The sequence below is a fragment of the Galactobacter sp. genome (assembly GCF_022712295.1).
In the GTDB taxonomy this organism is placed as follows: Bacteria; Actinomycetota; Actinomycetes; order Actinomycetales; family Micrococcaceae; genus Galactobacter.
On the sequence record NZ_JALAGT010000111.1, the window covers coordinates 1 to 17,914 of the forward strand.

The 17,914-nt window shown below is 67.0% G+C and carries 17 protein-coding genes; 9 read left to right on the plus strand and 8 right to left on the minus strand.

Going from position 1 to position 17,914, the window contains the following annotated elements; translation table 11 throughout:
• A partial coding sequence (locus Q0A15_RS08275; RefSeq protein WP_291279054.1) for a bifunctional 3'-5' exonuclease/DNA polymerase occupies positions 1 to 1,358 on the plus strand: 1,358 nt, incomplete at its 5' end.
• A gap of 5 nt (positions 1,359 to 1,363) precedes the next feature.
• Here the strand turns inward: Q0A15_RS08275 and Q0A15_RS08280 are convergent.
• Both Q0A15_RS08280 and nth read right to left on the minus strand, forming a co-directional pair.
• Positions 1,364 to 2,059, minus strand: coding sequence for a CoA pyrophosphatase (locus tag Q0A15_RS08280; protein ID WP_291279055.1), 696 nt, complete (start codon positions 2,057 to 2,059; stop codon positions 1,364 to 1,366).
• Positions 2,056 to 2,880, minus strand: coding sequence for an endonuclease III (gene nth, locus Q0A15_RS08285; RefSeq protein WP_291279056.1), 825 nt, complete (start codon positions 2,878 to 2,880; stop codon positions 2,056 to 2,058). The genes Q0A15_RS08280 and nth overlap by 4 nt, the downstream gene beginning before the upstream one ends.
• A gap of 179 nt (positions 2,881 to 3,059) precedes the next feature.
• Between nth and acs the strand changes: the two genes are divergently transcribed.
• A complete protein-coding gene (gene acs, locus Q0A15_RS08290) occupies positions 3,060 to 5,057 on the plus strand; it encodes an acetate--CoA ligase (RefSeq protein ID WP_291279057.1) in 1,998 nt (665 codons plus the stop codon).
• 93 nt (positions 5,058 to 5,150) lie between these two features.
• Here acs and Q0A15_RS08295 read toward each other — a convergent pair whose 3' ends face one another.
• Positions 5,151 to 6,338 (minus strand): MarP family serine protease, encoded by a 1,188-nt coding sequence (locus Q0A15_RS08295; RefSeq protein ID WP_291279058.1) that lies wholly within the window; start codon positions 6,336 to 6,338, stop codon positions 5,151 to 5,153.
• A gap of 226 nt (positions 6,339 to 6,564) precedes the next feature.
• Between Q0A15_RS08295 and Q0A15_RS08300 the strand changes: the two genes are divergently transcribed.
• A complete protein-coding gene (locus Q0A15_RS08300; protein ID WP_291279059.1) occupies positions 6,565 to 7,242 on the plus strand; it encodes a Crp/Fnr family transcriptional regulator in 678 nt (225 codons plus the stop codon).
• Positions 7,243 to 7,311: 69 nt separating this feature from the next.
• Here the strand turns inward: Q0A15_RS08300 and Q0A15_RS08305 are convergent, their stop codons facing one another.
• Genes Q0A15_RS08305 through Q0A15_RS08315 form a run of 3 tightly spaced genes read right to left on the minus strand, consistent with a single transcriptional unit; the run spans position 7,312 to position 9,031 of the window.
• Complete coding sequence (locus Q0A15_RS08305) at positions 7,312 to 8,343, minus strand: NUDIX hydrolase (RefSeq protein ID WP_291279060.1); 1,032 nt, start codon at positions 8,341 to 8,343, stop codon at positions 7,312 to 7,314.
• Entirely contained in the window at positions 8,324 to 8,797 is a 474-nt protein-coding gene (locus tag Q0A15_RS08310) for a RidA family protein (RefSeq protein ID WP_291279061.1), read from the minus strand. The genes Q0A15_RS08305 and Q0A15_RS08310 overlap by 20 nt, the downstream gene beginning before the upstream one ends.
• A 33-nt stretch (positions 8,798 to 8,830) precedes the next feature.
• Complete coding sequence (locus Q0A15_RS08315; RefSeq protein ID WP_291279062.1) at positions 8,831 to 9,031, minus strand: DUF4177 domain-containing protein; 201 nt, start codon at positions 9,029 to 9,031, stop codon at positions 8,831 to 8,833.
• A 54-nt stretch (positions 9,032 to 9,085) separates the two neighbouring features.
• On the opposite strand from Q0A15_RS08315, the gene Q0A15_RS08320 reads away from it, so the two are divergent.
• Complete coding sequence (locus tag Q0A15_RS08320; RefSeq protein ID WP_291279063.1) at positions 9,086 to 11,614, plus strand: transglycosylase domain-containing protein; 2,529 nt, start codon at positions 9,086 to 9,088, stop codon at positions 11,612 to 11,614.
• Positions 11,598 to 12,554: a metallophosphoesterase gene (locus tag Q0A15_RS08325; RefSeq protein ID WP_291279064.1), complete on the plus strand. Its 957-nt coding sequence runs from the start codon at positions 11,598 to 11,600 to the stop codon at positions 12,552 to 12,554. Before Q0A15_RS08320 ends, Q0A15_RS08325 begins: the two co-directional genes overlap by 17 nt.
• Before the next feature lie 89 nt (positions 12,555 to 12,643).
• On the opposite strand, the gene Q0A15_RS08330 is transcribed toward Q0A15_RS08325, so the two are convergent.
• Both Q0A15_RS08330 and purD read right to left on the minus strand, forming a co-directional pair.
• Entirely contained in the window at positions 12,644 to 13,573 is a 930-nt protein-coding gene (locus Q0A15_RS08330) for a phosphoribosylaminoimidazolesuccinocarboxamide synthase (RefSeq protein WP_291279065.1), read from the minus strand.
• Positions 13,570 to 14,841, minus strand: coding sequence for a phosphoribosylamine--glycine ligase (gene purD / locus Q0A15_RS08335; protein ID WP_291279066.1), 1,272 nt, complete (start codon positions 14,839 to 14,841; stop codon positions 13,570 to 13,572). The genes Q0A15_RS08330 and purD overlap by 4 nt, the downstream gene beginning before the upstream one ends.
• A 42-nt stretch (positions 14,842 to 14,883) precedes the next feature.
• On the opposite strand from purD, the gene Q0A15_RS08340 reads away from it, so the two are divergent.
• The 4 genes from Q0A15_RS08340 to purM are packed head-to-tail and all read left to right on the plus strand — an operon-like array spanning position 14,884 to position 17,894.
• The gene (locus Q0A15_RS08340) at positions 14,884 to 15,924 is read left to right on the plus strand and encodes an asparaginase (protein WP_291279067.1); all 1,041 of its coding nucleotides are present in this window, start codon (positions 14,884 to 14,886) and stop codon (positions 15,922 to 15,924) included.
• Between the two features lie 3 nt (positions 15,925 to 15,927).
• Positions 15,928 to 16,320: a sterol carrier family protein gene (locus Q0A15_RS08345; RefSeq protein ID WP_291279068.1), complete on the plus strand. Its 393-nt coding sequence runs from the start codon at positions 15,928 to 15,930 to the stop codon at positions 16,318 to 16,320.
• A gap of 33 nt (positions 16,321 to 16,353) precedes the next feature.
• Positions 16,354 to 16,752 carry a hypothetical protein gene (locus Q0A15_RS08350; protein WP_291279069.1) on the plus strand — a complete coding sequence of 133 codons (399 nt, stop codon included), beginning with the start codon at positions 16,354 to 16,356 and terminating at the stop codon, positions 16,750 to 16,752.
• Positions 16,749 to 17,894, plus strand: coding sequence for a phosphoribosylformylglycinamidine cyclo-ligase (gene purM, locus Q0A15_RS08355; RefSeq protein ID WP_291279070.1), 1,146 nt, complete (start codon positions 16,749 to 16,751; stop codon positions 17,892 to 17,894). The genes Q0A15_RS08350 and purM overlap by 4 nt, the downstream gene beginning before the upstream one ends.
• Positions 17,895 to 17,914: the final 20 nt, after the last annotated feature.

Here is a 17,914-nt window from a genome sequence, read left to right on the forward strand (position 1 = left end):
ATCTGCAGGAACGTGTGGACACCCAGGACACCCTCTTCGCCGCGCTCGCCCCCGCCGGCCCGGATGCCTCCACCCTCGCCGCCGAATACCGCCGCCAACTCGCAGCCCGGTCACGAGCAACGGACGGCGCCCCCGCCCTCGACGGCCGCAGACTCTGGCTGCTGGCAGGCCTCGACTCGGCGGGCGCGCTCGCCGCCGCCGAGATGCACCACACGGGCATTCCGTGGGATCGATCCACGCATGAGCGCATGCTGACCGAGGCCCTGGGGCAACGTGTCCCCGAGGGGCAACGTCCCGCCCGCCTGGAGGCACTCACCAACAGCATCCGCACCTCCCTGGACGCGCCCCAGCTCAATCCGGACTCCCAGCCGGACCTGTTGCGGGCCCTGCACCGGGCCGGGATCGAGGCCACCAGCACCCGGAAATCGGATCTGGAACAGCTTGCCCACCCGGTGATCGCGGACGTGTTGGAGTACCGAAAACTCGCCCGCCTGCATGCAGCCAATGGTTGGGCCTGGCTCGACGCGTGGGTGAAGGACGGGCGCTTCCACCCCACTTACGATGTCGCCGCGGTGGTCTCCGGGCGTTGGGGCGGCCACGGCGGCGGGGTACAGCAGCTGCCCAAGGAGATCCGCTCGGCCGTCCGGGCCGATCAGGGACACACCCTGGTGGTGGCGGACGCCTCGCAATTGGAGCCCCGTGTGCTCTCCGCGGTGAGCGCCGACCGCGCCTTGGCGGCCGCCGGCGACGGTCACGATCTCTATCAGGGCATCGCGGACCTCGCCTTCGGCGGTGACCGAAAGGTCGCCAAGGTCGCGATGCTCGGGGCCATGTATGGCGGCACCACCGGCATCTCCGCCCAGATGGCGCCCCGACTGGCTCACGCCTTCCCCACTGCAACCGCGTTCCTGGAGTCAGCGGCCCGCACGGGCGAACGCGGCGGCGTGGTCGCCACCTGGTTGGGCAGGGTCTCCCCGGCTCCGCGCGAAATGCCCGACGACGCGGACGGCTCCCGCGGTTCCTCACCCGACGCGGGCGCCGCGCGCGCCAGATCTGCGGCACGGGCGCAGGGGCGCTTCACACGAAATTTCGTGGTGCAGGGCAGCGCCGCAGAGTGGGCGGCAGCGTGGCTGGCCACGCTGCGGACCCGACTGCATCGCGCCGTGCCGCAGGCACGGCAGGTGCTCTTCCTGCACGACGAGATCATGGTGCACACGCCCACTGAGTCCGTCGCGATCGTCGAACAGGTGATGAAGGACGCGGCCTCCGAGGCCTCCACACGGCTCTTCGGAGGCCTGCCTGTGCAGTTCCCCGTGGACGTGGGGCACGGCCAGGACTACGCCACGGCCAAGGGGTAGCCGCGTCAGAAGCCGGGCACGGGGAACTCCCGCTCCCGATCCCAGTCCTGGTCCCAGCCCAATTCGGTGAGCAGGGAGGAGACGATCCCGGCGGTGAACCCCCACAGCAGCCCCTGATCCAGCCGGAAGGCGTCCATCACGAGCGTCATCCCACGCCGCTGCAGGCGGGTGACGCCGCGGACGGCCGGGTCCACCAGATCCGCCACGGGAGCTCGGAACACCTGCGCGGACTCCCCCAGATCCACCACGCCGATCGGGCTCTGCCGCTCCCACCACCCCAACACCGGGGTGACAGCGAAGCGAGAGACGGTGGGGGCCTGCGGGAGGACCCCCAGGATTCTGACTCCGTCCGGATCCAGACCGGTCTCTTCCTCCGCCTCCCTCAGTGCCGTGGCGACCACGTCAGCATCGCCCGGATCCGCGCCTCCGCCGGGGAAGGCGATCTCTCCGGCGTGATGGCGCAGGGTGTCGGCGCGCAGGACCAGCAGCAGGTCGAGGTCTTCCGGCACCACGCCCGGTCTGTTCGTCTTGGCCGGAACGTCGTCCAGCACGCCGAAGAGCACCAGTACCGAGGCCGAGCGCAACCCTTCATGCCCGGAGGTTGCCGGCCGCATCCGTTTGGCGTAGCCAGGCGTTCGGGCGGGGTCCTCCCGGTAGGACCTGGCCAGTCTCGTCAGGTCAGCCAGCGCGTCCACGCTCATGCGCCGAGTCCGTAACCGAGGGCTCTCAGCTCCCGACGGGTGTGACCCTCCACCATGAGCCGATGCAGCTCCTCACGACCGGGCGCCAACTCGTACTTCAGCAACGTCCTGGCGGTCTCAGGGTCGGTCTCCCCAGCCCCGTACGACGGGCAGAGGTCGGCGATGGGGCACACACCGCAAGCCGGCTTCTTCGCGTGGCAGATCCGGCGACCGTGGAAGATCAGGTGGTGCGAGAGCATGGTCCAGTCACGTGGTTCGAAGAGGTCCGCGATCTCCTCCTCCACCTTCACCGGGTCTGTCTGCTCGGTCCACGCGAAGCGACGGGCCAGCCGCCCGAAGTGCGTGTCCACCGTGAGCCCGGGGCGCCCGAAGGCGTTACCGAGCACCACGAAGGCCGTCTTCCGCCCGACGCCGGGCAGGGTCACCAGGTAGTCCAGCTCCTCGGGAACCTCACCGTCCCGCTCCGCGACCAGGCGACGGGAGAGCTCCTGGATGTTGGCCGCCTTGGTCTTGTAGAACCCGGTGGGCCGCACCACGTCCATGACCTGATCCGCCGGGGCCGCGGCGAGGGCCACCGCATCGGGCCAGCGGGAGAAGAGCAGCGGGGTGACCTGATTGACCTTGACGTCCGTGGTCTGTGCGGAGAGCACGGTGGCCACCAACAATTCGAAGGGGTTCCCGAAATCGAGCTCGGGCACCGCATACGGGTAGGTGTCCGCCAGGACCCGATCCATCTTCCGTGCCCGGCGTTTACGCCCCAGGTGCGTTTCGGTGGCGTACTTCTTCGCGGCGCGTTGGTCCGGGGTGAGGCGTGCGGGCATGCGTCCCAGTCTACGAGGGCCGTTCAACGCGCCAGGGGCACCGCTCACCGACCCGCGCCGCCCAGGAAAGGCCCAGCGTGTCCTTCGCATCACATCTGCAACCTTCATGGATGTAACCTGACTCACAAGAAGGAATCACGCACGTGTTCCCACATCGACAACGACGTCTGGAAGGACCCATGGCAGAGAACCCCACCCTGGACAACCTGCTCCACGAAAACCGCACGTTCCCCCCGTCGGCCGAATTCGCAGCCAACGCCGTGGCGAAGGCGGACCTGTACCAGAGGGCCTCGGAGGACCGCCTCGGATACTGGGCGGACCGCGCACACGAGGCCGTCACGTGGGACACCGATTTCACGCAGGTGCTGGACGACTCGGAGGCACCCTTCTACAAGTGGTTCGCCGACGGCAAGCTCAACGCCGCCTACAACGCTCTGGACCGCCACGTCGAGGCAGGCAACGGCGACCGCGTTGCCATCTACTTCGAGGGCGAACCAGGCGACACCGTCACCTACACCTACTCCGAGCTCACGATCGCCGTGAAGCAGGCGGCCAACGCCTTCCTCTCCCTGGGCGTGAGCACCGGCGACCGCGTCGCCGTGTACCTGCCCATGATCCCCGAGGCCGTCATTACCATGTTGGCGTGTGCCCGCATCGGCGCCGTGCACTCCGTGGTCTTCGGCGGCTTCTCCGCGGACGCCCTTCGCCAGCGCATCGACGACGCCGAGGCCAAGCTCGTGGTCACCGCAGACGGAACCTGGCGCCGCACCAAGCCCTCCTCCCTCAAGCCCGCCGTCGACGCGGCGCTCTCCGCCCCCGGCCACACGGTGAACAACGTCCTGGTGGTCAAGCGCAACGGGCAGGACGTGACCTGGAACGACGACCTGGACAAGTGGTGGCACGACGTGGTCCCCGCTCAGAGCAAGGACCACACACCGGAGGCCTTCGAGGCCGAGCACCCGCTGTTCATCCTCTACACCTCCGGAACCACGGGAAAGCCCAAGGGCATCCTGCACACCACCGGCGGCTACGTGGTCCAGACCGCGGTGACGCACAAGGACTCCTTCGACCTGCACCCGGAATCAGACGTGTACTGGTGCACAGCGGACGTCGGCTGGGTCACGGGCCACTCCTACATCACCTACGGCCCGCTCGTGAACGGCTCCACGGTGCTGCTCTACGAGGGCACCCCGGACACGCCGGACAAGGACCGCTGGTGGGACCTCGTGGAGAAGTACAAGGTCACCATCATGTACACCGCCCCCACGGCCATCCGTGCGGCCATGAAGTGGGGTCGCGAACACGCTGACAAGCACGATCTGTCCTCGCTGCGCGTGCTCGGGTCCGTGGGTGAGCCCATCAACCCGGAGGCCTGGATCTGGTACCGCGAGGTGATCGGCGCCAACGCCGGGGCCGGCACCGACGGCGAGCCCGGTCCCCGAAAGGAGAACCCGGCGCCCATCGTGGACACGTGGTGGCAGACGGAGACCGGCGCGCACATGATCGCCCCTCTCCCCGGCGTCACCAACGCCAAGCCCGGTTCCGCACAGGTCGCCGTACCCGGCATCAGCGTGGACGTCGTGGACAACGACGGCAACTCCGTGGGAGACGGCGAGGGCGGCCTGCTGGTCATCCGCGAGCCGTGGCCGTCCATGTTGCGCGGGATCTGGGGCAACCCCGAGCGCTACAAGGAGACCTACTGGTCCCGCTTCGAGAACATGTACTTCGCAGGCGACGGCGCCAAGAAGGATGAGGACGGCGACATCTGGCTGCTCGGTCGTGTGGACGACGTCATGAACGTGTCCGGCCACCGCCTCTCCACCACGGAGATCGAATCCGCACTGGTCTCCCACGAGTCGGTCGCCGAGGCCGCCGTCGTGGGCGCCCGTGATGAGACCACGGGTGAGGCTGTGGTCGCCTTCGTGATCCTGCGCGGCGAGCCAGGGGACTGGCCCGACGACATCAACGAGACCCTGCGTCTGCACGTGGGTAAGCAGATCGGCCCCATCGCCAAGCCCAAGGCCGTGTTCCCGGTTCCGGAGCTGCCCAAGACCCGCTCCGGAAAGATCATGCGCCGCCTGCTCAAGGATGTCGCAGAGGGCCGTCCGGCCGGCGACTCCTCCACGCTGGCGGACACCACCGTCATGGATCAGATCGCCAAGACCATGAGTTCATGAGGTGCGGGGCCTTGAGGCCCCGTTCCGAGCCCGACGGCCGGCGCCCTACCAGCGGTAGGCGCGCCGGCCGTCGGGCCTTTGTACGTCAGGAGGTCAGTGGACCTGGCACTGACCGGTGTCCACCGCCGACTCGAGGCTCTCCGCACGGTCAGCCACTCGCTTGAATTCGTGGGTGCTGAGGGCGTACCCCACGTCCTTCTTGTCAGCTGCCCTGGCGAAGACCAGGCCCTGGACCCGGCCGGAAGCGTCCAGCAGCGGCCCGCCGGAGTTGCCCTGCTCAACGTCGGCGGCGAGCTGGTAGACCTCGAGCGTGGACTCCGATTCCCCGTAGATGTCCGGGACGCTCACTCCATGCAGCGACTGCACAGCGGCGGGCAGGGAGGAGAACGGGCCGCCGCCGGGGTACCCCATGAACACGCCGGTGTCCCCCACCGCCATCCCACGCCCCATGGGCAGGGCAGGCAGATCCAGACCGTCCACGGCGATCACCGCGACGTCACGGACCGGGTCGAAACTCACGACCTTCCCGGTCAACGCCCGACCGTCCTCCGTCTCGATCACAGGCTTCTCCACGCCCTGCACCACATGGGCATTGGTGACCACCCTGTCCTCTGCCACGACGAAGGAGGATCCGGTCTGGTTGACGCCGCATGCCACCGCGGTACCCGTCACCCGAGCCACCGAGTCGCGAGATTCGTCGATCTCCTGGCCTTCGGCCTCCTCCGACGGCACCGCCACGTCCTCGGTGGGCGCCAGTGGGACCAACAAGGAAGGCAGGTCCACGCCACCCACCACGCTGCGAGCCTCACCGAGGATCCTCTGCGCCCCCGGCGGCGTGAACGTGCGCGCCATCGACACGATCTTGGAATCGGCGATCTGCGAGGAAACCGTGGGAAGACCCAGCGGGGTGAAGGTGAAGGACAGTGCTGCGATGGCGACCAGGGACATCCCCGCGTGGACCATGGCGCCGGCCGTACGCCCCCACCAGCGAGGCCGCGGACGGTCCAACCAGCCGCGGATCGTGGACGCCAGCGCCTCGCCCGCGCCGTGACCCAGCGTCATCAGGACGATGAAGGCGGCCACCAGACCGGCGACACGCCAGCCGGGGTGGGGAACCCAAATTGACACGAGCGGCACCGCGAAGAAGGCGGTGACCGTACCGGCCACCATGCCGATGACCCCGCCCAAGGAGACCACGAAGGACTTGCGCCACCCGGAGAATCCGTACAGGACCACGACGACGAGCAGCACGTAGTCCAGGATGTTCAAGCCGAGGAACACTGTGCGGATCGTCCCCTTGTCGCGTCGTCAAAACCCCAGGTCAACGGACCAAGGCGTGTAGCCGTTGTGACGGCCAGGAGGTGCTCGCACTAGTCTATCCAGTGGGCTCTGTTCCCAGCATTCCGTAATGAACGCCACGCGGAAAGACGTTGTGGGGGTCGTCACAAGTGCAGACATGCGGCACAATGGGCTGCGAATACCAATCGATTTTTTGAACAGGAGCATCATGGATATCGAGGTCCTGCGGCGAGCACCGCTGTTCGTTCACCTCAGTGACGAGGCCTTCAGCGTCTTGACGGACGAACTGACCGAAGTGGACCTCTCCCGCGGAGCTTCCCTGTTCCACGAGGGCGATCAGGGCGATCAGCTGTACGTGATCGTGTCCGGCAAGATCAAGCTGGGCCGCACTTCTTCCGACGGCCGCGAGAACCTTCTCGCGATCCTCGGCCCCGGCGAGCTCTTCGGCGAGATGGCACTCTTCGACCCGTCACCGCGTAACGCGACCGCCACCGCCGTCTCCGAGACACGCCTGGCCGGCCTGCGCCACGAGAACCTGCGCAAGGCCATCCAGTCCTCACCGGACCTGTCCGTGCAGTTGCTGCAGGCTCTGGCCCACCGTCTGCGCCGCACCAACGACTCCTTGGCCGATCTGGTCTTCTCGGACGTCCCCGGCCGCGTCGCCAAGGCGCTGCTGGACCTCGCGGACCGTTTCGGTCGGCCCACCACCGATGGCATCCTGGTGCCCCACGAGCTCACGCAGGAGGAACTCGCCCAGCTGGTCGGCGCATCGCGAGAGACCGTGAACAAGGCCCTGGCCGATTTTGTTCAGCGTGGTTGGTTGCGGCTCGAGGCCCGTGCCGTGGTCATCCTGGATCTCAACCGTCTGCGCCAGCGTTCCCGCTGAGCGCCGCAGGCACAAGGGCCCCTACCGCCTCATGGCGGTAGGGGCCCTTTGCTCATGCCGGAGGGAGAATCAGCGGGCCTTCGCGACCCCGCCGCCTTCGGCGGCCTCGACCGTGGTGACGTCCAACCACAGCCCGTCGCCTTCAGTCACCAGTTCCGGCTTGTAGGTGCTCAGCGGCCGATTCGAGGAGAGGTAGGCCACGCAACCGCGAGTGCGTTGAAGTTTGCTCAGGAAGACCTGGGTGGCCGGGGTGGCGAGACCGGAGAGCGGGATGCCCTCGGTATCGGCAGACCCGATTTCCTCGCCCAGCCCGGTGGAGTCCGGAGCCGCTACCGGCTCCTTGACGCCGACCCAGCGGCCCCAGCGGGACTCACCGCGCTCACCGGACATCGGTGTGGACTGCTGGCCCGTGGGCAGCGCCGCCGCGAAGTACCAGGTGTCGAAGCGGAAGAGCTCGTAGTCGGCGGAGATCCACCGACCCAATGGCTTCAGGAGGTCGCTGCGGACACCCCATCCCCTGCGCTCCAGGAACTCTGCGAATCCGAGGTCGCCGTCGGCCAGTTGCTTGCGGGCGGATTGCATCTCGTCCGCAGGGGCGTCTTCCACCAGGGACAGATCGTCGGGCCCGGCCAGCAGGACGCCGGTGGCTTCGAAGAGTTCCCGCACGGCAGCGACCACCCGCCGCCTGGCTTCCACGAAGTCCGTGAACCCCAGTCGTGCGGCCCACTGGGTGGGCGTGGGACCGAACCACAGGGGCGCTGCGTCATCCTGCGCAGTGGATGATCCCCCCGGAAAAGACACAAGACCCAGCGGCGAGCGGGTGCTGCGCTGGCCCAGCCAGGTCTGCAGTCCATCGGGAGAATCCCTGATCAGGACGACCACTGCAGCTGCTCTGGGGTGACGAGGGGGACGTGGTGCGGCGGACTCGTCCAGCCACGCCCTTGCGGCGTCCTGACGCGAGGCAGGCACGGGAAAGAGCCTCCGCAGCAGACCCGTGGGCGCAGCAGGACGCTGCGCCCGGGAGGACTCCGCTCCGGAGGCGGCCCAGGTGCGACTTCCCCAGCGGCGCCCCGCCTCAGGGTCAGGCGTAGGCCAGGACAAGTTCCACTTCCACAGGCGCGTCCATGGGCAGCACTGCCACGCCCACGGCGGAGCGTGCGTGCACACCGGCATCCCCGAAAATCTGACCGAGAAGCTCCGACGTGCCGTTGATCACGCCCGGCTGCCCCGTGAAATCGGTAGCGGAGGCAACGAAGCCGACCACCTTCACCACGCGGGTGACGCGGTCGAGGTCACCGAGCACGCTCTTGGCGGCGGCGAGAGCGTTGATGGCCGAGATCTGTGCAAGCTCCTTGGCCTGTTCCGCGGTGACCGTGTCCCCGACCTTTCCCGTCACGCTGAGTTCGCCGTTGACCGAGGGCAATTGCCCCGAGGTGTAGACGAGGCCTTCATGGGCCAACGCAGGCGTGTAGGCGGCCAGCGGCTTGGCGACATCCGGCAGGGTCAGACCGAGTTCGGCCAGACGTGCCTCGACGCGGCTGGAGGATTCAGACATGAGGGTTCCTGTTCTTTCTCGAGTGGATGAGGGTCAGTCGAGGGGGCGCTTCAGGTACGCCACCAGGTTCACGTTCGGGGCCTGAACCATCTCCGAACCGGTCATACTCGGTCCGCCTGCCGACGGCATGGTGAGCACCTGAACGAGTTCCCAACCGTCTTGGCCCCAGTTGTCAAGGATCTGCTTGGTTGCATGCACCATGAGCGGCACAGTGGCGTATTCCCATTTCGTCATGGGGTTCAGCCTAGCTTCAGGATGAGTACAGAGTCCCCTTGTAGACTCACCACCATGGCCTCCCGTAAGTCTCCCCTGCTCAACACCGCCTCGACGCTGGGCAAGATCGTCGCATTCTTTGCTGCCTCTGCAGTGGCCGGAGTCCTGGTGGCCGGAACCTTGGTCCCCTTGGCCATCGGCACCTCGACCGCCACCACCGTGGCTCAGGACACCTACGACTCCATCGATGTGTCTGAAGAGAACTCTCCTGTGGCGCAGCCGTCCTACCTGCTGGACCGCGACGGCAAGCAGATTGCGAAGTTCTTCAAGCAGAACCGCAAGGAAGTGAAGCTGGACAAGGTCTCGCACTGGATGCAGAAGGCCATCATCGACATCGAGGACGAGCGTTTCTACGAGCACGGTGGCGTCGATGCCCGCGGCATCGCGCGCGCCCTCTACAACAACGTCTCTGGCGGCGGCCGTCAGGGCGCCTCCACCATCACGCAGCAGTACGTTGCCAACCTGAACGTCAATGACCAGGTCGCGGCAGGCCTGGATCCGGATCAGGTGGCCCGCAGCGGTAACAAGAACGTCTCCGACAAGGTCCTCGAGATCAAGTGGGCCAACGAGATCGAGACCAAGATGTCCAAGGACGAGATCCTGGAGGGTTACCTGAACCTGGTGCCGTTCGCAGGCGCCACCTACGGTATCGAGGCAGCCAGCCAGCGCTGGTTCTCCAAGCCCGCTTCGAAATTGAACCTCTCGGAAGCCGCGCTCCTGGCCGGCATGGTCCAGCGCCCCACCCTGTTCAATCCGGCGGTGAACCCCGAGGAGTCCACGAAACGTCGCAACGTGGTGCTGGGCACCATGTTGAAGAACGAGGACATCACGCAGAAGCAGTACGACAAGGCGGTCAAGGCCAAGATCTCCCTGAAGCAGTCCCAGGAGGAGTCCGGTTGCGAACAGGCCGGTGACAGCGCCTACTTCTGCTCATACGTCTTCAACACCATCAGCCAGGACAAGACTTTCGGCAAGACCGTCCAGGAGCGTCAGAATCTCCTCTACACCGGTGGCCTGAAGATCAAGACCACTCTGGACTCCAGGCTGCAGAAGGTTGCGGCCAAGGAGGTCGCCAATACGGTGCCGGTGGGCGACAAGGGCGGTACGCATGACGGGAACGGCGCTGGTTCGACGCTGGTCACGCGTAACAACAAGACCGGCGAAGTCCTCGCCATGGCCCAGAACACCAAGTTCGGCGAGAACAAGGCCAAGAACAACATTTACACACAGGTGAACTACAACACCACCAGGTTCCAGGGCGGTTCCACGGCCAAGCCGTGGACGGCCGTCGCCTGGCTGGAGGACGGTAAATCCCTGGGTAACACCGTCAACGCCACGCGCAAGGACTACTCCAGTGCCAAGTGGAAGGCCTCCTGCCTCCCTGGAGGTCAGGCCAGCAGCCCAGGGTGGACGGTCAACAATGCGACGGCCGGTACCAACAACGTCATGGCGGCCTCTGCGGGTCTGTTCTGGTCCATCAACACGGCCACCGTGGCGGAGGCTCACCAGCTGGATCTGTGCGACATTTTCGAGGTGCCCAAGCGTCTGGGGCTGCTGGACGGCAGCGACACCACCGTCAAGGACATGGCAGCCAATCCTGCGAACCTGATCGGCTCCACGAACGTGTCTCCCCTGGCCCAGTCCAGGGCCTTCGGCGCCTTCGCGAACGAGGGCAAGCTCTGCGGCACCACGCCACTGCTCAAGGTCACCGGGCCCAAGGGCGAGATCAAGTTGCCCAAGACCTCGTGCAAGCAGGTCATCGACGCAGATGTCGTCAAGAAGCTCAACGGTACGTTGAAACACATCGCCGGTGACCGCGTTGCCCCTGGGATCGCGGCCGATATAGCAGGCAAGACCGGCACCAACAACGGCGCGACCTCCACGTGGTTCGCCGGCTACACCTCGGATATCACCACCATCGCGTGGGTGGGGCGCAAGGACGGCAAGATGACCGATCCCACCGCCAACGCCCAGCGCCCGGCCAACGAGCGGATCTACGGCCTGAACAACGGACTCACCGTCAACGGTGTGGCCCGGGGTGACGCGGACTCCTCGACCTACGCCTCGCCGCTCTGGAAGCGGTACATGACCCAGATCCTGGATTACTACCCGCACGAGTCCATTCCGTCCGAGGGTCCGTTCAGCCGCAGCCTGAAGGGCGGCGGAACTTCCTCTGCCGAGGGTGCGAGCGCTGGGACCACGGGCACCACGGGAACCGCCCGGACCACCACCGGGCGGACCACCGGCTACGCAACCACCGGTGGCACGTCGAACGGTGGCACCAAGGCAGGCGACGCCAAGAAGGAGGCCGCCAACGGCAGTGAGACCAAGGGTGGGGCCACCAAGACTGAGGCTGCCAAATCTGAGGCCTCCAAGGGCGAGGTCACCAACAGCGGGAACGCCAAGGCCGGCGGTAACGACTCGGGTGCGGCCACCAAGGAGAGCGCGCCCAAGCCCACCAAGGCGGCTGCCCCCAAGGCCACCAAGGAGACCGCACCCAAGAAGGAAGCTCCTAAGAACGAAGGCAATGGTGACGGAGACTGATCGCGTACATCGGCCGGCCGTGGCCGGCCTGAGCAGGATCGGCTCGGGACTCGGCGCCGTTGCAGCGGCCGGCGTCGGTGCGCTGGCCCTTGCGAATGCGCAGACCCGCAATTTCCGGCTCAGGGAGGAGCACCTTCCGATCCTGCCTCCGGGGCAGCAACCGCGTAGGGTTCTCCACCTCTCCGACATCCACATGGTCCCTGGCCAGGACGCCAAGACCGCTTGGCTGCACAGCTTGGCTGACCTGGAACCCGACCTCGTGGTGAACACCGGTGACAACCTCAGCCACCGTCACGCTGTGGACGCGCTGCTGAATGCGCTCCAGCCGTTGATGCGTTTCCCCGGGGTGTTCGTCCCGGGTTCCAATTGTTACTTCGCTCCCCGGCCCAAGTCCCCCTTGCGGTACTTCCGAAAGGTGAAGCCGGGTGACGATCCGCGTGGACCCCGGGACGAGCTCGACTGGCGACGTATGCACCAGGCCTTCGCCCTGGCAGGTTGGCACGATGCCAGCAATCGCTCGCTCTCCATGCCCTTGGGTGGCATGCGCCTGGATGTGACGGGAGTCGACGACCCGCACCTCGGACTGGATGAGTTCCAGGGGTGGCCGCGCGGCTCATCGACGTCCGCGGATTCTCCGCATCTTCGTCTGGCACTGGCGCATGCCCCGTACCGACAAGTCTTGGACACGTTCGCGCGTGCCCAGCCGGATCTGGTGCTGGCCGGTCATACGCATGGAGGCCAGGTCTGCTCCCCCGGCTACGGCGCTTTGGTGTCCAATTGCGACCTTCCCACCGGGCTGGCCGCCGGGCTCAACTGGTGGCAGGTCGACGGACACCGTGTGCCCGTGAACATCTCGGCAGGGCTTGGTGCTTCTCGGTTGGCCCCGTATCGGCTGGCATGCCCGCCTGAGGCGATCCTGCTGACGCTCACCTCGCGCTGAATCGCTAGCGGAATGGCCGACGGGCGGTGCTCACCGAATGGGTGAGCACCGCCCGTCGCGCAGTGGGGCCGCTGTCGCGGCCCGAAAGGTCAGGCAGTGAACGTCCGCCCGGTGAGAAGCTCGTAGGCCTCCACGTAGCGTGCACGGGTCTTCTCCACGATCTCCGTGGGAAGCGCGGGCGGCTCGTCGCCGGAGTTCCGGTCCCAGCCGGATTCGGCAGAGGTCAGCCAGTCGCGGACGAACTGCTTGTCGAAGCTCGGTTGTGAGTGCCCCGGCTCATAGGCAGCCGCATCCCAGAAGCGGGAGGAGTCAGGCGTCAGGACCTCGTCGCCCAGGGTGATGACACCGCTGATGGGGTCCAAGCCGAACTCGACCTTGGTGTCTGCCAGGATGACGCCGCGTTCACGGGCGATCTCCTCGGCCTTGGTGTAGACCTGCAACGTGAGGTCACGCAGCGTTGCCGCCACGTCCTCCCCTACGCGGGCCACGGTCTCGGCGTACGTGATGTTCTCGTCGTGTTCGCCCACCTCGGCCTTGGCGCTCGGCGTGAAGATCGCTGGGTCCAGCCGGGACCCGTCCACAAGGCCCTCGGACAGCGGCTGCGAGCAGACGGTTCCGGATTCCTTGTACTCGGCCAGTCCGGAGCCCGTCAGGTAGCCGCGTGCGATGCACTCGATGGGGTACATGTTCAGGCGTTTGACGATCATGGCACGCCCGGAAACGGCCTCAGGAACGTCCGTGGAGATCACATGGTTCGGGACGTCGGAGAGCTGCTCGAACCACCACAGGGACAGTTGCGTCAGGATGGCGCCCTTGTCCGGGATGGTGGTGGAGAGGACGAAATCGTATGCACTGATGCGGTCGGAGGCCACCACCAGGACTCGGTCGGCCGGACCGTCGCCTTCCGGCTCGTAGAGGTCCCTGACCTTGCCGGAGTAGACGTGCGTCCATCCGGGCAGTTCCGGTGCGGAGGCGGCGAAGCCTGCACCCTGTCCCAATCCCGAGTTCTGTTCGCTCACAGGACGATCTTCCCTTCCGCAGCCTTCGCCGCGATGTCGGTTCGATGGTGGGACCCCTCCAAGTGAATGGCCTCCACCCCCTGATAGGCCTTGGCTCGCGCAGCTGACAGGTCCTCGCCCAGGGCAACGACGGCGAGCACGCGGCCACCCGCAGAGACGATGCGGCCCTCCTCATCACTCGCCGTGCCTGCATGCAGCACGCTCACGTCCGCGAGCGCCTCTGCATCCTCGATACCCGTGATGGGGTCCCCCTTGCGTGGTGAGGCCGGGTAGCCCTCCGCCGAGATCACCACACCGACCGCCGGGCGGGGATCCCATTCGAGCTCGGTCACGGCGTCCAGTTCCCCACGGGCTGCTGCCTTGAGCACCAGACCGAAGGGGGAACGCAGGCGCTGCAGCACGGGCTGCGTCTCCGGGTCGCCGAAGCGGACGTTGAACTCGATGACCCGCAGGCCACGACTGGTCACGGCCAGACCGCAATAGAGGACGCCCACGAAGGGCGCTCCGCGGCGGGACATCTCCTTCAGAGTGGGGAGTGCGACGCGGTCCATGACCTCGTCCACGAAGCCTTCGGGAAGCCAGGACAGCGGCGTGTAGGCACCCATGCCGCCGGTGTTGGGCCCCTCGTCGTCGTCGTCGATGCGCTTGAAGTCCTGCGCAGGGGACAGAGGGACGGCATTGGTGCCGTCGGAGAGGACGAAGAGGGAGACCTCTGGGCCGTCCAGGAACTCCTCGATGACGACCTTGGAGCCGGCTTCGAAGCACGCTACGGCGTGGGCCAGCGCTTCGTCGCGGTCCGAGGTGACGACCACTCCCTTGCCCGCCGCCAGGCCGTCGTCCTTCACCACGTGCGGCGCCCCGAACGCATCCAGGGCGTCTGCGACCTCGTCCACGTTGGTGGCGACGCGCGCCTTGGCGGTGGGAACCTCTGCGGCCGCCATGACGTCCTTGGCGAAGGCCTTGGAGGCCTCCAGCTCCGCTGCGGCCTGGGAGGGTCCGAACACATCGAAACCAGCTTCGACGAGAGCGTCGGACACCCCCGCAGCGAGCGGCGCTTCGGGGCCCACCACCACCAGGTCGGCCGTCAATTCCTGCGCAAGGGCCGTCACCGCCGCCGGGTCCGAAGCGTTCACCTGGTGTACGGGAACGTCCTGCGCGATTCCCGCGTTGCCGGGCGCGGCGTGCACCTCGGTCACCGAGGGGTCTCGCAGCAGGGTGGTCACAATGGCGTGTTCGCGGCCGCCTGGGCCGATGACGAGAACCTTCACGAGCCACGAGCCTACCGGCAGGGGACGCCTAAGATGAAGATCATGTCTCCCTCGTCAGACCTTCAGAACACCGTCTTATCTCCCGCAGGCCGGCACCCGTTGACCGCGGCCGATTGCGTGGAATTGGCCACTCTGGACCGCAACGGCGTGATCGAGTCACGCCATTCGGGGGTTCTGACCGTGGTGAATGCAGCGGGCGAGACCATCGCTTCTCTGGGTAACCCTGCGGCCACCACGTACCCACGCTCCAGCCTCAAGCCCTTCCAGGCCATCGCCTCGCAACGATCCGGCGCGAATCTGAGCGGGGAACGTCTCGCCATCGCCTGCGCCTCCCATGTCGGATCGCAGCGTCATCAGGACCTGGCGCTGGCCATGCTGCAGGATGCCGGGCTGGACGAGTCCGCGCTGCGCTGCCCTACCGCCTGGCCTCAGGACACGGAAACGTTCCACAGCATGATCCGAGGGGGCAGGGACAAGAATCACCTGGCCTTCAACTGCTCCGGTAAGCACGCAGGATTCCTCACCGCCTGCGTGAACTCCGGATGGGACACCGAGACCTACCTCTCCGCCGAACATCCACTGCAGCGCGAGGTGATCTCCGTTGTGGAGGAATACACGGGAGAACCCGTCGGCACTGTGGCCGTTGACGGCTGTGGCGCTCCGGTGCCGCAGATCAGTGTCACGGGACTGGCCCGCGCGGTGTCTCGCCTCATGACGGCGCCAGAAGCCGATCCGGCCGGCGCGGTGGCACCCGCGATGCTGGCTCACCCCTGGGCCGTGCACGGAGAAGGCGCAGAGAACACCGTGGTCATGGAACGCCTCGGAGTGGTCTCCAAGCTCGGTGCAGAAGGAGTGCTGATCCTCGGGCTCCGCTCCGGTACGGCCCTGGCCATGAAGATGCTGGACGGGAATTCTCGTGCCAACACCCTGGTAGGCCTCTCCGCACTCGTGGCGCTGGGCGAGCTGGATGCCGCCGAGGTGGCCTCCGTCCTGGCCGATGTGGTCAAGCCGGTCCTCGGAGGCGGCGAGCCCGTGGGTTCCTTGCGGGCCACCGACGCCGTCACGACCCTCACCCGGGCCTGAATCATGGCGGTCAAACGACGCATCGACGCGGCCACGGGCCGCGAGGCCGTGCGCGCGTGGGTGAACGCACAGCAGGAGCCGGGCACCACGGCGTCGGGCATCGGTGTTCCGCGCTCCGTCACCGCCACCGCAGTGCGGTACCTGCTGGAGGAGCTCTCCGAGGTCGCCGAGGGGAACTCCGTGGAGGTCCGCGTGCCGCCGTTCGGGGTCACGCAGTGCATCGAGGGGCCCCGACATACCCGAGGCACCCCACCCAATGTGGTGGAGACCGACGCGAGCACATGGCTTGAGTTGGCCACCGGGCGTCTGAACTGGGCGGATGCCGTTGCGGCCGGCCGGGTCTCCGCCTCCGGAACCCGCGCCGATCTGTCCGGTGTGCTGCCTCTCACTCGGTGAAGTCGTCACGGTTGCGGCGATAGAATCGACACCATGCCCACCTCTGGTTCCTCCCCCGAGACTCCCTCGTCGCAGACCCCTGCGCCGGCATCCGCCACGGGCCATCGCACCGTGTCCGTGCGCCTGCGCACCGCCCCCAAGATCTGGCCGTTCCTGGCCGCCGGAGCCGTCGTCGGCGCCCTGATCGCCTTCGTGGTCACGTGGATCTCCCACGCCGACCTCGTGGCCGCGTCTGAGGACGGAACCACCGAGCACTCCTTCGCATCCACCTTCGGATTCATGTTCATGATCTTCGCGATCGTCTGCATGGCTTTGGCCGGTCTGATCTTCCTGCTGGTTGATCGCGTTGGTCGCCGCCGCATGCGCACCGTGGACATGGTCGTGGAACCCGTCACCGATGAGGGCGAGGACACCGCCCCCGTGAAAGAATGAGCAGCATGAGCACCCAGCATGAGCCCACCGGGATCACTTACGCCCAGGCGGGCGTCGACGTCGAGGCCGGCGACCGCGCCGTCGAACTCATGAAGGCGTCAGTGAAGGCAACACATGGACCCAACGTGTTGGGAGGCGTGGGCGGGTTCGCCGGCCTCTACGACGCGTCCGAGCTGCTGAAGTACCGCAAGCCGTTGCTGGCCACCTCCACCGACGGCGTGGGAACCAAGGTCGCCATCGCGCAAGCCATGGACATCCACGACACCATCGGTTTCGACCTGGTCGGCATGGTCGTGGACGACATCGTGGTGGTGGGCGCCAAGCCCCTGGTGATGACCGACTACATCGCCTGCGGTCACGTGGTGCCCGAGCGCATCGCAGGGATCGTCTCCGGAATCGCCGCAGGCTGCAAGCAGGCAGGCACCGCCCTGGTGGGCGGCGAGACCGCCGAGCACCCCGGGCTACTGGCTCCCGATGAGTACGACGTGGCCGGCGCAGCCACCGGCGTCGTCGAGGCCGACGCCCTGCTGGGCCCCGAGCGCGTCCGCGCCGGCGACGTGGTCATCGCCATGGCCTCCTCCGGCCTGCACTCCAACGGCTACTCCCTGGTACGTCGCGTGATCTCCTCCGCAGATTGGTCCCTGGACCGTCATGTCGACGAGTTCGGCCGCACCTTGGGTGAGGAACTGCTGGTTCCCACCAAGGTCTACGCCGCCGACTGCCTGGACCTGATCGGTTCTCTCAATGTGGACGGAGCCTCACCCGTCCACGGCTTCTCCCACATCACCGGCGGCGGGTTCGCTGCGAACCTGGCCCGGGTGTTGCCGACTGGTCTGGCCGCCACTGTGGACCGTTCCACGTGGACCCTGCCTCCGGTGTTCCAGGTGGTCTCCTCGCTGGGTGGCGTCCCGCAGGCGGACCTGGAGCGCACCCTGAACGTGGGTGTGGGCATGGTCGCCATCGTTTCGGCCGACGCCGCCGACGCCGCCGTCTCCCTGCTCAACGCCCGCGGCGTGAAGTCCTGGGTGGCCGGCTCCGTGACCTCACTCTCCGACGAGATCCTGGCCGATCCGGAGACCGTACAGGGCGCCAAGGGCGTGGACGGCGGGGCCGTGCGCCTCACCGGCAACTACGCCGGCTGAGTTCGGACGCCGGCTCGGCC